Below are 14358 nucleotides of genomic sequence, written 5' to 3'. Positions count from 1 at the left end.
CGTGGAACCCGGCAGCCACCCGCTGACCGGGCCATCCCGCGTTGCCCACCGGTCGCCGATCGACGACCGGAAACCAATCCGAAACCGATCACGCCGGGCCGAAGGCCCGGCGAAAGATCGAGGCTAATGCCGAAGCACCGCAGCAGCAACTCGGTGTCGAGCGTGCGCTGCCACTCCAAGAGAAGATCAACCTCAACCGACTCGGCGAGGCATCGGTGCGACGCATTACCGACGGTCTCTCCCAAGCCACGCACGTGGCAGACTTCATCGCCTTCCAGAACTCGATGTCTCCGTCATTCGGGCGAAGCCTGGTCAGGCGTTTCAAGAGCGACTACTACGCAGCACTCGCCAACGGTTTGGAGACCGATGCCATATTCGACTACCTTGTGCAAACCGCGTTCGACAACGCGGGTCCCCGCAATACTCCCTCAGTCCGAGCTGCCGCGCTCTCGGTGGTGGCTTACCTTTTCGAGATCTGTGAGATCTTCGAGCGTGAATGACATATTCCCCGACAAGTTCACGCCTCTTGAGCGGAGTGTCGTAGGCGAGGCCGCCAACCTTCTGGGGCTGCTCAGCTCCGCGGGTATTACTGTCGGCGAACTTTACGTTCATCATCGCCAGGCAAGTCCCACCTCGACGTATGACTCGTTCGTCGCGGCACTGACCCTGCTCTACGGTGCCGGAGTTCTCGACTACGAAGACCAGACCGTGAGGTTGACTCAGTGTTCCTCCGCCTGAGCGCGAATCGGGCTGAATTCCAGCCCATAAACTTCAAGCCCGGCTTCAACGCGATCGTCGCCGAGCGTGCACAGGACTCCTCCGATCAGGACAGCCGCAACGCGCGTGGCAAATCGACTCTGCTTCTGCTGATGAACTATGCCCTCGCAGGCAACCTTCACAACAGCCTGCGCCCGCTCGCCGAAGACGGGTGGGAGATCACACTCACGATGCAGATGTTCGGCGGTACGGTCGCAGCGACCCGTTCGCTCGCCAACGGCCGAAGATTGCGTATCGCAGCAGACGGCGGTGCACAAGAGATACTCGGTCCCTGGCTCAACGAGGGACAGATTCATCTCGATGAGTGGAAGGATGTACTTGGTCTCGCTCTGTTCGAACTCGATCCCACCGATCAGGACTTACCTGGTGGCCTTTCTGTTCGTACTCTGCTGTCATACGTGATCCGTACGGAGACCCCGAAGGATCCCCTCAAGACCATCGCCCAACAGAGTGCAACCTCCAGCCGCGAACACGTGGCGTTCCTTCTCGGCCTGAGCTGGCATGTAGTTCGCGACCTTGCGCGGATCAGTAAGAGCCTGGACCAAATCACTACGATCGCGGCCGCGACCCATGAAGGACTGGTCACGACGCTGCGACCAGAAGAGGACCTGGTCCTCGAACGTGCAGCACTGATGAATGAAGTCGACGAATGGGAAGCTCGAATCGAGCAGTTCCGAATTCTCGAAAACCCCAACATCCTTGTGGCACAGACGGGCGAACTCACTAAGGAAATATCTAAGTTACGTGACGCGGCTGTCATCGACAGGCGAATGAGAGACCTGTACGAAACGACTCTTTCCGATACTGAAACATCTTCCTCCACAGCCCTTCCAGTGGAGCAACTTTTCGACGCAGCCGGACTTATCCTCGCCGACGGATTTAAGCGCCAGATCAGCGATGTCCGCAAGTTTCATGCTTCACTTCTCACGAACAGGCGCAGATTCCTTCGCAGCGAGATCGAGACCCTCGACAGGCGCATCGCCGACCGAACCGCCGAACTGACACGGCTGGATCACCAGCGCGACAAAGCACTGCGGACCCTCGATACAGGTGGGGCGTTGAGCGAACTCGACGCCCTCAGAAACGAGCTGGCTGAGGCGCGTGCACGGATTGCCGCAGTTGATTTGCAGATCGAACAGGCACGCGAACTCGTGACCCGCCGTGAAGAACTCAAACTAGACCAATCAACAATCCGTACCGATGCCACGCGCGAACTCGCTAGCTCCAGAGAAAAGCTCGATCGGATCGGAGACCGCTTCAGTCAGAAGATGAGCCGTCTCTATGGAAAAGACGCCACGCTAACCGTATCGGTCGACGATAGTGGTTACAAGTTCACTATCCGCGCATCTGGAGCGAACAGCAGCGGCGTCAACCGCATGACCATGTTTTGCTTCGATCTCACGATGCTAGAAGAGGGCATCGCAACTGCACATCATCCCGACTTCCTCGTCCACGACTCATCGGTCTTCGATGGCGTCGATCCACGCCAACGCACCTCGGCGCTCCAGTTCGCGCAGTCGATGGTCGAATCCACCGGTGGACAATACATATGCACAATCAATAGCAACGACATCCCGGACGACGTCCTTGAAGAAGACTGGTTCAAGACCGGCATCGTGCGCACCATCCTCGACACCGAGACAGGAGGGCTCGTCGGCCGCGAATTCTGATGACTTATTCGCGATACCCGACTGGAGACTCAGCCGCCGCCACGGACCGCCGCTCGTGCACCATCGTCCGAACCCGCGGTCCGGACTGCTATCCCGCTGAGGTGATGCTAGGCGCCGACCGGGTAGCGTTTGGGGACATGGCGGATTCGACCCGCACCAAAAATACCCCAAACTTTCACGGTGACTACTGGTGATTGACTGTGAACGAGCGTGAAGAAGATTTCAACGTAGCCGCAGGTAGACCGGCCACCGTGACCCCCGGTTATTAGGCGTGACCACCGAAGAACCCCGAACCCACAACAGCGGGTTCGGGGTTCGAGTCCCTGATGGCGCACAATCAAGATCAATATTTAGTGAAGCGATCAGCCCGTCTGCCGAATCGAGCAGCGGGCTGATGCTTTTTACGTCTCTGTGTTCCTCGGCTTCCCAATCTGCCGACTCGGGTTCGCTCGCGCGCAAGCCCGGCCTTCATCGCCATGCGCGCAGCAGGTCCTCCGGCCCCCAATGAGCTGCGATCGGCAGGTCACCATCGAACCCGGACCGCGAGACCGCCACCAACGGGGTGTCGAACCGCGTCCCCGGAATAGCGAGCACGCTACGCGCGAGGGCGTCGTAGTCGTGCCTGCCGAACGGCTGGCCCTCGAGCCATTTGATCGATCCGACGAAATGCACTGCGCCCGCGACGGGTTCGCGGTCGGCGCCGATCAGGTCGATTTCCGGATTGTTCTGCCGGTTCCACCAGCCGCCCACCGCTTCGGTCTCGGGCCAGTCGGCATCAGGCAGCAAACGCAGCAACGATTCCCGGATAATTGGTTCCACCGCGCGACCACGCCATGACGTCCAGGAACGCTCGATCCGCTCCAACGCCAGATCCCCCCGGCCGCGTTCGATGAGCGGGATGCCGCGCTCCAGGAAGGCCAGCCAGAATCTCATATACGAGTCCGCGATGCGGTAACGCTTATTCTTGCTGTCCGGCTTCGTGGACAGCGGCAGATCCGCAGCCACTATCCGCTTGGCCTGCAAGGTGTTCAGTAATGGGGTCAACGTGCCGGCCGGCAACGCACCCGTGCTGCCCGCAGCGGCGGCGATCGTGCCGAAAGTGCGCTCCCCGCTGCCGATCGCCTCCAGCACGGCCCGCGAGCGCGACGCTTCGGGGAACTCCCCGAGCAGCGTCAGTTCGCCCGCCACCAGCAGCGGCGACAGCGGATTCGCAGTGGCATCACGCAGGAAATCCGTGCGGCTCATGCCCGGTCGCCAGGACTGAACGACCTCCGGGAATCCACCGGTGATCAACAGCGCGTCCACGGCCTCGGCTGCCGGCAGTTCGGTCATGGCCTGCACATCCGCCAGATGCAGCGGCGCGACAGTCATTTTCGTCGCTCGACCGAAGAACGGGCGACCGTATGACTGCAACGCTTCCATGACCGAGATATCGCTGCCCACCAGCATCAGCAGGACCGGCTTGGCCGATAGGTGCCGATCCCATACCGTCTGGAGCGCACCTTCGAATTCGGAGTCCTGCTCCACCAGCCAGGGCACCTCATCGATCACGACGATGCTCGCGGCATCGTCCGGCAACGCGATCGCCAGGGTCCGCAACGCCTGGTTCCAATCCGCTGCAGATATCCCCGCTACCAGTTCCGCCCCCCGCAGTGGCGAATGCGCCAAGGCGGCAACGAAGTCCACGCGCTCGGTGACGGGATTACGTCCCCGCGTCGCTTGGAAGACGACATACGGCGCGCCGGAGCGATCACAGAACTCCTGAACCAGGCGCGACTTCCCCACCCGCCGCCGACCGGTCATGATCACGGCCTGCCCGCGTGTCGCACCGGCCCCATTCACCACCAGGTCCAGTTGCCGAGCCAACAGATCGAGGTCCGCCGCTCGCCCCTTGAACTCCACCCGCCCACCTCCCATACAGAAAGACAGAATTCATCATACATAGATTCCATCTAAGTAAGATTGAATCTATGTAACTTAGGTCACAACTTGCGCAGGGTAGCTGAGCATGCGCGGATCGCCGCCGCGCAACCCGTCGGCCGCTTCTCCCTATCCGTGGCCGTCAGGCCGCCGACAGCTGCCACAATCACCGCGACGGGCCCTCCGGTACACCGATTCTGGTTCCACGGCTCAATCCTGTTAATGTTCCTTCCGCACTGCGGAGCCGCCCAAGCGAAAGCCCAAGCCCCGCGGCGTAACACGCGCCATTAGCTCAATTGGCAGAGCAGCTGACTCTTAATCAGCGGGTTCGGGGTTCGAGTCCCTGATGGCGCACAGTTCGAAGCCTCGGCAGTCCAATCGTCGGGGCTTTCGCCGTATCCGGGGGACGACCATATGGAATGGTCTGGGGCACAGCGGGGTTCGGGTGAGCATGGACTTTGGAGTACAAGCGCTCAATATCGGTCGGACCAATGCACCGGAAGAGACGGGGCGGCTAGCGGGGTTGGTGGAGTCGTTGGGGTATCGGTCCTGGTGGGCTTCGGATCATGTGGTGTTGCCGTCGCCTCGGGTAGCGGCGTCTCCCGCCGAGCCAACCGAATCGATCATCGATCCGTTGGTGCATCTGGCATTCGTGGCGGCGGCGACCAGGCGGCTCGAGCTCGGGACAGGGGTGGTGATTCTGCCGCAGCGGAATCCGGTGGTTCTGGCCAAACAGGCTGCGAGCCTGTCGGTTCTGAGTGGGGGCCGGTTCCGGCTGGGGGTCGGGGCCGGATATCTGGAGCCCGAGTTGGCGGCGGTGGGGGTGCCGACGGCCGATCGCGGTAGGCGCACTGATGAGTATCTCGATGCGATGAGTTCGCTGTGGTACTCGACTGAGCCTTCGTTCTCCGGAAAGTATGTCGAGTTCGCGGCAGTCGACGCGCATCCTCGGCCGGTCGGATTGCAGGTGTATGTCGGCGGGCACAGCCGGGGCGCGCTGCGGCGGGCCCTCACACGGGCGCATGGCTGGTTCGCTATCGGCACGGTGGCCGAGACGGCCGCGAATCTGTCCCGGCTCGCCGAGGTGGCGGAGACCGTGGAACGTCCCGATGAGCTCGGGAAGCTCTCGATCACGGTTGCCGCCACCCAACCGCTGAACCCGTCGGTGGTGCGGCAGTACGAGGATCTCGGCGTCGTGCAGCTCGTCATTCATCCGGCCACACTGCCGGGCACGATCGAGGAGGCTCTACAGCGGCACGCGGAACTCATCGGCTGACTCCCCGAGCCGCCGGAAGCCGAAGGCCGGCGGCGTAAATCCGGCGTCGTGGAATCGGCGCGGGAACGAGTCCGTGCCCGATTCCTCGGTCATCGCGCCGCCTGCGGCCATGACCATGCAGGTAGCCCGCGGTTCAGCGCCGCCGTCCCCGGAAAGGAATCGCGAAAATTGCATGGGCTGACGACAACCCGGACCATGACCCCGCTGCCCTACTGAAAGCGGTGGTGGACGAAGTCGGCCCGGACTGCTGGGCAGGCCCACGCGATTTCACTTCCGCCAACGCCATGCGCGAACCAGCAGACCGTCCTAGCCTGGAGCACATGAGCGCGGATCTGGGGGAACGCCTCCAGTCGGTACGGAAACGAAAGGGCCTCACGCAGCGCGAACTCGCGGAGACATCGGGTGTGTCGCTGTCCTACATTCGCAAGATCGAGCAGGGTGAGCGCGATGACATCCGGATCGACAAGCTTCGGCGCCTGGCTGTCGCCTTGAAATGCCCGCTATCGACGCTGCTCGGCCCGAACCCCGCGCCGCCCAAGAGCCGCGACTACGAGAGCTGGCATGCGACGCGAGTGGCCATTGCGACGCCGCGCACCGTGGATCCTCTTCACCCGGAAGAGGAACGGGGCCTGGCTGAATCGCTCATTGCAGCCGTGAAGCTGTACCACGACAACGAATATGACCACCTTGCTCGCGTATTGCCGAAGCTCGTAGACGAGGGGTCAGGCGCGTCTCCGCTGATGCGGTCGCGGATCCTGCAGCTGGCCGGATCGGTGATGGTGCAAACGCGTCAGCGCGAGTCGGCTCGGATTGCGCTCGAGCGCTCGGTGGCCGAGGCCGAAGACACCGGCGATGTGCTCGATGCTGCCTCGGCGATCATCACCTTGTGCTGGCTCATGCTTGTTGAGCGTCAGTTCGAGCAGGTGCGAAACCTGGCGGCCGAATGGGCCGATCGCGTCGAGCCGCGGCTCTCGGTAGCGACCGAGCGAGAGATCTCCACCTGGGGTTGGCTGCTGCTGCGCGGTTCGGCTGCGGCGATCCGCGACAACCGGCCTGACGAGGCCGACGACATGATGCGCCTCGCCCAAGCCGGAGCGGTGGCCATCAAACGCGAATCCGGTGGCTACCACCAGTATTGGACGACCTTCGGACCCGCGACTGTCGCCATGAAGCGTGTGGAGAACGCCGTTGTCGACGACCGGCCGGACCTCGCACTGCGTCTCGCCCGCGATGTCCCGCCAGGACTACGCCCCACCTCGGACAACCGCAACCGCCACCTGCTCGACGTCGTGTCCGCACACACCGAGTTAAGCCACTACGACGCCGCTTTCGACATCCTGCGACAGCTCTCCCGCGAGGCTCGCCCGTGGCTGGCCGAACAGCACTTGGCTCGCGACCTCTTGGGCCGGCTGATCGCGAAGCGTCGCACCCTCACCAACGAGATGCGAGAGCTGGCCGACGTGGTCAAGCTGGAATATTAAGCGCCGCTGGTCTTTTCTCCGGGGCCTGAAACCTGTCATAGGTCTACCAGTGGTACTTCAATGCGCCCGGCATCGAAAGTGCCATTGCCGCTGAGTCCCCTTGCAGCGAACCTGATCTCAGCACCTGGCGCCACAGCGTGGCGCCGGTGCACTCCAGGACCGTTCAGCAAACAGGAGGCACCCGACATGGCAATCATCCTCGTGGCAACGCTGATTTCGCTCCTGCTCATTTTCGCGACCATGCGCGCATATGCCGTCGACCTCGAACACGAGACCGAACCAAAACTCACGGTCGCCGATATCCAGGCCAGACTCGCGAAAGAGCCCCCGCGAAAGTATGTCCCGCTCAGTCGGGGGTGGTGACCGATGGGTCTGCTGCCCTCCGCCGTGGGGTTCCTGCGAAGTGATGTCTCCGGGTTGCAACAACCGCAAGACGAACTGCGAATCCGCCGAGCCGCCAAGAGAACTGGCTACGACCTGAGAAAAACGATCGTGTTCAGCGAGCGCACCCATGACAGAACGCGTCGACTGCGTGTGGCGATCGACCGCCTCGGCGTCGACGCGGTGATCGTTCCGAGTACCGAGCACTTCGACGGCCGCGCGATCCCTGACGAATTGCTCGACGTGGCGACTGTGATCACGGTGTCGCCGGGGATCACTGTCGCGCGACAGCTGGCCACCGATGACGTGACCGGGACCGCACGGTGAACATGGAGGCACAACGTCTCCAGGCCAGAAACCCTGGACGCGAAGGCGGACCGCTCGGATTCCAGCACACCGCAATCGGCGTCATTCCGATCGGTGACGACGGCCGCCCCATCATCGACGATGAACACCCAGAACTCGACGTCGCTCCCGATTCCCTTGCACTGGAATGGTATTCGGCGATCGACATCGAAACAGTGCTGGTAACCGACGTCGAACTCCGGTCGGCAAAGAGCTTGACCGCCCCGGTCGAACCGGGACGGGCCGGAACACGACGTAATGCCGTGCCGGACCAACATGATTGGGGATTAGCGCGCTCGGTGCCGAGCTCGGGCTCGCTACTTCGCGGTTCCCTCGATGCTCGAGCATGCGGCCGTGAGGGTCTCGGCGGCGTGGCGGGCGATGGTGCAGGCTTGGCGGGCTCGAGCTTCCGGGTGCGCGGTGCGTTGTTCCAGGGCGATGCGGATCCGGTCCAAGGCCGCGGCGGCATCGGCGGCGGCGCGGCGGAGCGCTGTCTGCCGGTGGTCGAGTTCGCGGTAGGCGAGGTCGATATCGGCGAACCGGCTCCGCAGATCCGCTATGTGGTCGATGAGGTCCGCTGCTTCGAGCGTGGTGAGGGTGAGGGTGGGGTGCTCTTCGCCGATCAGGAGCGCTTCGCCGGCGGCCTCGGCCCAGCGAGAGTGCAGTACATCGAGAATGTCGGCCACCCGGATCGCCTCCCACGCTGTCTCGGCCTCGGACGAGGCTTTGCCAACGATACGTGCGAGTAACCACCGGATGTGGTGTACCTGCGCGCAGCGAAGGTGCAGACTACCCGTGACCGGCAGACGCAACGTCGCCCGACCGGGGCCAATGAAGCGCATTGGAAGGAGCTGGCGGTGTTCAGCCGTATTGCCATCGTGAACCGCGGAGAAGCCGCGGTACGCCTGATTCATGCCGTCCGGGATCTCACCGCTGAGACCGGACATGCGATCCAGATCATCGCATTGCACACCGATGTCGACCGAAACGCGACCTTCGTGCGCGAGGCCGATATCGCCTACGACCTCGGGCCGGCGTCGGCACGCCCGTACCTCGACCTGAAGGCGCTCGAGCGTGCCCTGCTGGCGACCGAAGCCGATTCCGCCTGGGTCGGCTGGGGTTTCGTCGCGGAGGATCCGGCGTTCGCGGAGCTGTGCGAGCAGATCGGGGTCACTTTCATCGGCCCCAGCCCCGAAGCCATGCGCAAGCTCGGCGACAAGATCGGCGCGAAGCTGCTCGCCGAGGAGGTCGGCGTGCCGGTCGCGCCGTGGAGCCGCGGCCCGGTCGAGACCATCGACGCCGCCGTGGCCGCCGCCGGCAGAATCGGGTATCCGCTCATGCTGAAGGCCACCGCCGGCGGCGGCGGACGCGGCATCCGCGTGATCAACAACGAGGCGGAATTGGTCGACGCCTATGAGCGCACCCGGCAGGAGGCCGCACGCGCGTTCGGCAGTGGTGTGGTGTTCCTGGAGCGGCTGGTCACCGGCGCACGCCACGTCGAGGTCCAGGTCATCGCGGACGGCCAGGGCACTGCCTGGGCGCTGGGGGTGCGCGATTGCTCGGTGCAGCGGCGCAACCAGAAGGTCATCGAGGAGTCGGCGTCACCGGTGCTGCGGCCCGAGCAATCCGCCGAGCTGAAGGCGTCGGCCGAGCGGTTGGCGATCTCCGTCGGGTATCGCGGCGCGGCGACGGTCGAATTCCTGTACCACCCCGGTGATGAACTGTTCGCCTTCCTCGAGGTCAACACCCGCCTCCAGGTCGAACACCCGATCACCGAGGCCACCACCGGTTTCGACCTCGTGCGGGCGCAGTTGCAGGTCGCGTCGGGATGCCGGCTCGAGGGCGAACCCCCGGCCGAACGCGGCCATGCCATCGAGGCTCGGCTCAACGCGGAGGATCCAGACCGCGATTTCGCGCCCGCCCCGGGCCGCATCGCACGCCTGGATCTGCCTGCCGGGCCGGGCATTCGGGTCGACACCGGCGTCAGCGAGGGCGACACCATCCCCGCCGACTTCGATTCCATGATCGCGAAGATCATCGCCTACGGCCGCGACCGCGACGAAGCACTCGGCCGGCTGCGCCGGGCGATGGCCCACACCCGGGTGGTCATCGAGGGCGGCGCGACGAACAAGAGTTTCGTGCTCGACCTGCTCGATCAGCCCGAGGTGATCGACGGCAGCGCCGACACCGGCTGGATCGACCGCGTCCGCGCCGAAGGGCGGCTGGTCACGCATCGCCATTCCGCGATCGCGGTGGCCGTTGCCGCCATCGACGCCTACGAAGAGGAAGAACAGGCCGAACAGACGCGATTGCTGTCCACGGCGGCCGGTGGCCGTCCACAGGTGCAACACCAGGGCGGACGCCCGCACGACCTCAAGCTGCGCGGGGCGGCCTTCCGGGTGCGCGTGGCCCGCACCGGTGCGCATCGGTTCCGGATCGGCATCGAGGCCGGCGGCGAGATGCGCGCGGCCGATGTGGATCTGGAACGCTTCGACCGCCACACCGGGCAGATCGTGGTGAACGGCAGCCGATTCCGCATCGTCACCGGCACGCACGGACCGGTCCATCTGGTCGACGTCGAAGGGGTCGGGCACCGGATCAGCCGTGACGAGGGCGGTGTCGTCCGTTCGCCCGCCCCCGCGCTGGTGGTCGCCACCCCGCTGGAGGTCGGCGCCGAGGTCGAGGCGGGCGCGCCCGTCCTGGTGCTGGAGAGCATGAAGATGGAAACGGTGCTGCGCGCGCCGTTCCGGGCGCGGCTGAAGGAATGCGGGGTCTCGGTCGGCACGCAGGTGGAGACCGGTGCGCCGTTGCTGCGGCTGGAGCCGCTCGCCGACGACGAGGACGTGGACGCCGCGCCGGCCGGATCGGTCGAGTTGGACCTGCCCGGCGTACCGGCACCGGCCCGTCCGCATGAAAGCTTGGCCCGCAGCCTGCAGGATCTTCGCGGCCTGCTGTTGGGCTTCGATGTCGACCCACACGACGAGCAGCGCGTGCTCGCGGACTATCTGGCCGTGCGCCGGGCGGCCATCGCGGACAACCGCCGGCCACTCGCCGAGGAAATCGAACTCGTGGAGGTGTTCGCCGATCTCGCCGAGCTCAGCCACAACCGGTCGTGGGACGACGGCGGCCAGGGCCACGTGCACAGTGCCCGCGAGTTCTTCCACACCTATATGCAGAGCCTCGATGTCGAGCGGGCCGGGCTGCCCGAGTCGTACCGGGCCAAGCTCGCCCAGGCGCTCAGGCACTACGGCGTCACCGTCCTGGACCGCTCCCCCGACCTCGAGGCCGCGGTCTTCCGGATCTTCCTCGCGCAGCAACGTCCCTCCGACACCGTTACCGTCATCACCTCGCTGCTGCGCGAATGGCTGATCGAGCCCGTGCCGGACCGGGCGCTGCAGGAGCCCGCCGGTCTGGCGCTGGAGCGATTGGTGACCGCGACGCAGGTGCGTTTCCCCGGCCTCGCCGATCTCGCGCGTGGCGTGGCCTACGCCTGGTACGGCCACCCGCTGCTGCGGCGCAACCGCGCCCGCGTGTACACGACTGTGCGCAAGCACTTGAGTTTCCTTGACGCACAACCGGATACACCCGATCGCGCCGAGCGCATCGCGGACATGGTGCGCGCCACCGAGCCGCTGGTGCGGCTGCTCGGTCAGCGGCTGGTCCGCGGCAGTGCGGACAACACCGCCATCCTGGAGGTGCTGACCCGCCGCTACTACGGCAACAAGGGCCTCACCAGCGTGCACACCGAGGAGGCCAACGGTCACACCTTCGTCATCGCCGAGCGACGGGGCGTGAACCTGGTATCGGCCGCGGTGAGTTTCGACGCGCTCGACACCGTCCTGCGCGGGCTTGCCGAGGTGGCCCGCGACGCCGCGTCCGTCGAGGCCGACATCTACCTCGGCTGGGAGAAGCAGCCCGACGACTTCGAGGCGATGGCGGCTGCCCTGCAGGAAAAGCTTGGTAGGCAACCGCTTCCGGATCACGTGCATCGGATCACGTGCACGGTGGCGGGCAGCGGCGGCGCGGTGATGCACCACCACTTCACCTTCCGTCCCACGACCACCGGCATGGCCGAGGAACGGCTCATCCGCGGTCTGCACCCCTACATCGCCCAGCGCATGCAGATGCGGCGGCTGCGGAAGTTCGACCTCACCCGGCTGCCGTCGTCGGACGAAGAGGTGTACCTCTTCCGTGCCGTGGCGAAGGAGAATCCGGCCGACGACCGGCTCATCGCGTTCGCACAGGTGCGTGACCTCGCCGCGTTGCGCGAGCACGACGGCCGACTGCTGGTGCTGCCGACGGTAGAAAGCACCATCGCCTCCTGTATCGACTCCATCCGCCGGGCGCAGGCGCAGCGGCCATCGGCCAAGCGCTTCAACACCAATCGCGTCGTCATGTACATCTGGCCACCGGTCGATGTCACCCGGACCGAACTGGCGACGGTCATCGGCGGGCACGTGCAGCCGATGACCGCGGGCGCGGGTCTCGAGGAGATCCTGCTCATCGCGCGCCAGCGCGATCCGCAGACCGGGGAGTTGACCAAGATCGCCGTGCGCATCTCCTTCGACGCGACGAGCGGCGTCGAGGTGAATGTCGTCGAGCGCACCGACGATCCGGTCGAGCCGCTCGACGAGTACCGGCAGAAGGTGCTGCGGGCGAGCAGCCGCAATACCGTCTACCCCTACGAACTGATCGGCCTGCTCGGCGATTTCACCGAATACGACCTCGACGACGGCCACGCTCTCGTGCCGGTCGATCGCCCCAAAGGCCGCAATACCGCCGCGATCGTCGCCGGCGTGGTCACCACACCGACCGCACAGCATCCGGCCGGCGTCACACGCGTGATCCTGCTCGGTGACCCGACGAAATCGCTTGGCGCACTGTCGGAACCGGAATGCCGCCGGGTGATCGCGGCACTGGACCTCGCCGAGCGTATGGAGGTGCCGCTGGAGTGGTACGCGCTCTCCTCCGGCGCCCGCATCTCGATGCAGTCGGGCACGGAGAACATGGACTGGGTGGCGGCCGCGCTCAAGCGGATCGTCGAGTTCACCCAGGCCGGTCGCGAGATCAATATCGTGGTCAACGGCATCAATGTCGGTGCGCAGCCGTACTGGAACGCCGAGGCGACGATGCTCATGCACACCAAGGGCATCCTGGTGATGACACCGGAGTCGGCGATGGTGCTCACCGGCAAGCAGGCGCTGGACTTCTCCGGTGCGGTCTCCGCCGAGGACAACTTCGGCATCGGCGGCTACGACCGGGTGATGGGCCCCAACGGGCAGGCACAGTACTGGGCGCCGAATCTGCTTGCCGCGCGGGACGTGCTGATGTCGCACTACGACTTCACCTACGTGGCTCCGGGTGAGCAGCGGCCGCGGCGAGTTCGGACCAGCGATCCGGTCGATCGCGATGTCTCCGATTACCCGCATGTCCTCGACGGCAGCGATTTCACCACCGTCGGCGAAATCTTCTCCGCCACCGCCAATCCGGACCGCAAGAAGCCCTTCGACATCCGTACCGTGATGCGTGCGCTGGCCGACCAGGACCATCCGGTACTGGAACGCTGGGCCGGGATGGCCGACGCCGAGACGGCCGTGGTGCAGGACGCACGACTGGGCGGAATCCCGGTGTGCCTGCTCGGCATCGAATCCCGGGGCGTGCCGCGACGCGGCTTCCCCGCCACCGACGGACCGGACACCTACACCGCCGGCACCCTGTTCCCGCAGTCGTCGAAGAAGGCGGCACGGGCCATCAACGCGGCCAGCGGCAATCGGCCGCTGGTGGTGCTGGCGAACCTGTCCGGCTTCGACGGCTCGCCGGAGTCGATGCGGAAGGCGCAGCTCGAATACGGCGCCGAAATCGGGCGCGCGATCGTCAATTTCGAAGGCCCCATCGTGTTCTGCGTGATCTCCCGATATCACGGTGGCGCGTTCGTGGTGTTCTCGAAGACGCTGAACCCGAACATGACGGTGCTGGCGCTGGAAGGCTCGTTCGCGTCCGTGCTCGGCGGCGCGCCCGCTGCCGCGGTGGTCTTCTCCAACGAGGTCAACGCGCGTACCGCGACCGATCCGCGGGTGCGGGAGTTCGAGGCACGCGCGGCGAACGCATCCGGCACCGACCGCGCGATACTGACCGCGGAACGCGATGAACTCCGTTCGTCGGTGCGCGCGGAGAAGCTCGGCGAGGTCGCCGCGGAATTCGATCGCGTGCACAACATTCAGCGCGCGGTCGAGGTCGGTTCGGTCGATGCCATCATCCGCGCCGCCGAACTGCGCCCGCGCATCATCGGAGCCATCGAGGCCTGGCTCGATGGAACACCCGAGTCATCCGGCCGCTGACCCGTCGACCCGAAAGCTGGTCGGGGACCCATCGTGGGTCCCCGACGGTCGAGCCGCCCCGGCGGCCCGGACTACGAGTAGCACGCGCGGCGGTCCGGCAGTGCGATCGTCCCATCAGGCCCCGGCAACCCGGTTGCCGGGGCCTTCGGCCTTTCAGGGTGTGATCGGCG

The 14358-nt window shown here is 65.2% G+C and carries 10 protein-coding genes and 1 tRNA gene; 9 read left to right on the top strand and 2 right to left on the bottom strand.

Features of this window, described 5'->3' with window-relative positions:
* Nucleotides 1–41: 41 nt before the first annotated feature.
* From GLP40_RS25435 to GLP40_RS34910, 3 genes are read left to right on the top strand one after another with little or no spacing between them, the layout of a single operon-like run.
* Complete coding sequence (locus GLP40_RS25435; protein ID WP_154790505.1) at nt 42–500, top strand: ABC-three component system protein; 459 nt, start codon at nt 42–44, stop codon at nt 498–500.
* The gene (locus GLP40_RS35130) at nt 478–738 is read left to right on the top strand and encodes an ABC-three component system middle component 6 (RefSeq protein ID WP_407671663.1); all 261 of its coding nucleotides are present in this window, start codon (nt 478–480) and stop codon (nt 736–738) included. Before GLP40_RS25435 ends, GLP40_RS35130 begins: the two co-directional genes overlap by 23 nt.
* A complete protein-coding gene (locus GLP40_RS34910; protein WP_154790504.1) occupies nt 723–2447 on the top strand; it encodes a DUF2326 domain-containing protein in 1725 nt (574 codons plus the stop codon). The genes GLP40_RS35130 and GLP40_RS34910 overlap by 16 nt, the downstream gene beginning before the upstream one ends.
* 468 nt (nt 2448–2915) lie before the next feature.
* Here the strand turns inward: GLP40_RS34910 and GLP40_RS25425 are convergent, their stop codons facing one another.
* Nucleotides 2916–4349: an ATP-binding protein gene (locus GLP40_RS25425; RefSeq protein ID WP_328290639.1), complete on the bottom strand. Its 1434-nt coding sequence runs from the start codon at nt 4347–4349 to the stop codon at nt 2916–2918.
* A 299-nt stretch (nt 4350–4648) separates the two neighbouring features.
* On the opposite strand from GLP40_RS25425, the gene GLP40_RS25420 reads away from it, so the two are divergent.
* From GLP40_RS25420 to GLP40_RS25400, 5 genes are all read left to right on the top strand, one after another.
* Nucleotides 4649–4721, top strand: a tRNA-Lys gene (locus GLP40_RS25420).
* Complete coding sequence (locus tag GLP40_RS25415; RefSeq protein ID WP_328290638.1) at nt 4714–5643, top strand: TIGR03619 family F420-dependent LLM class oxidoreductase; 930 nt, start codon at nt 4714–4716, stop codon at nt 5641–5643. The genes GLP40_RS25420 and GLP40_RS25415 overlap by 8 nt, the downstream gene beginning before the upstream one ends.
* Nucleotides 5644–5963: 320 nt before the next feature.
* A complete protein-coding gene (locus GLP40_RS25410) occupies nt 5964–7124 on the top strand; it encodes a helix-turn-helix domain-containing protein (RefSeq protein ID WP_154790501.1) in 1161 nt (386 codons plus the stop codon).
* Nucleotides 7125–7310: 186 nt separating this feature from the next.
* Nucleotides 7311–7487, top strand: a complete 177-nt coding sequence (locus GLP40_RS25405) for a hypothetical protein (protein ID WP_154790500.1) — start codon at nt 7311–7313, stop codon at nt 7485–7487.
* A 3-nt stretch (nt 7488–7490) separates the two neighbouring features.
* On the top strand, nt 7491–7832 hold the full coding sequence (locus GLP40_RS25400; RefSeq protein ID WP_154790499.1) for a hypothetical protein: 342 nt from the start codon (nt 7491–7493) through the stop codon (nt 7830–7832).
* Between the two features lie 335 nt (nt 7833–8167).
* On the opposite strand, the gene GLP40_RS25395 is transcribed toward GLP40_RS25400, so the two are convergent.
* Nucleotides 8168–8536, bottom strand: coding sequence for a hypothetical protein (locus GLP40_RS25395; RefSeq protein ID WP_154790498.1), 369 nt, complete (start codon nt 8534–8536; stop codon nt 8168–8170).
* A gap of 171 nt (nt 8537–8707) precedes the next feature.
* Between GLP40_RS25395 and GLP40_RS25390 the strand changes: the two genes are divergently transcribed.
* Nucleotides 8708–14188, top strand: coding sequence for an ATP-binding protein (locus GLP40_RS25390; RefSeq protein WP_328290637.1), 5481 nt, complete (start codon nt 8708–8710; stop codon nt 14186–14188).
* Nucleotides 14189–14358 lie beyond the last annotated feature (170 nt).

It is taken from the genome of Nocardia aurantiaca (genome assembly GCF_009708175.1).
Classification (GTDB): Bacteria; Actinomycetota; Actinomycetes; order Mycobacteriales; family Mycobacteriaceae; genus Nocardia; species Nocardia aurantiaca.
Note: the sequence above shows the minus strand (reverse complement) of the source record. Positions and strands in the feature narration are given on the sequence as shown.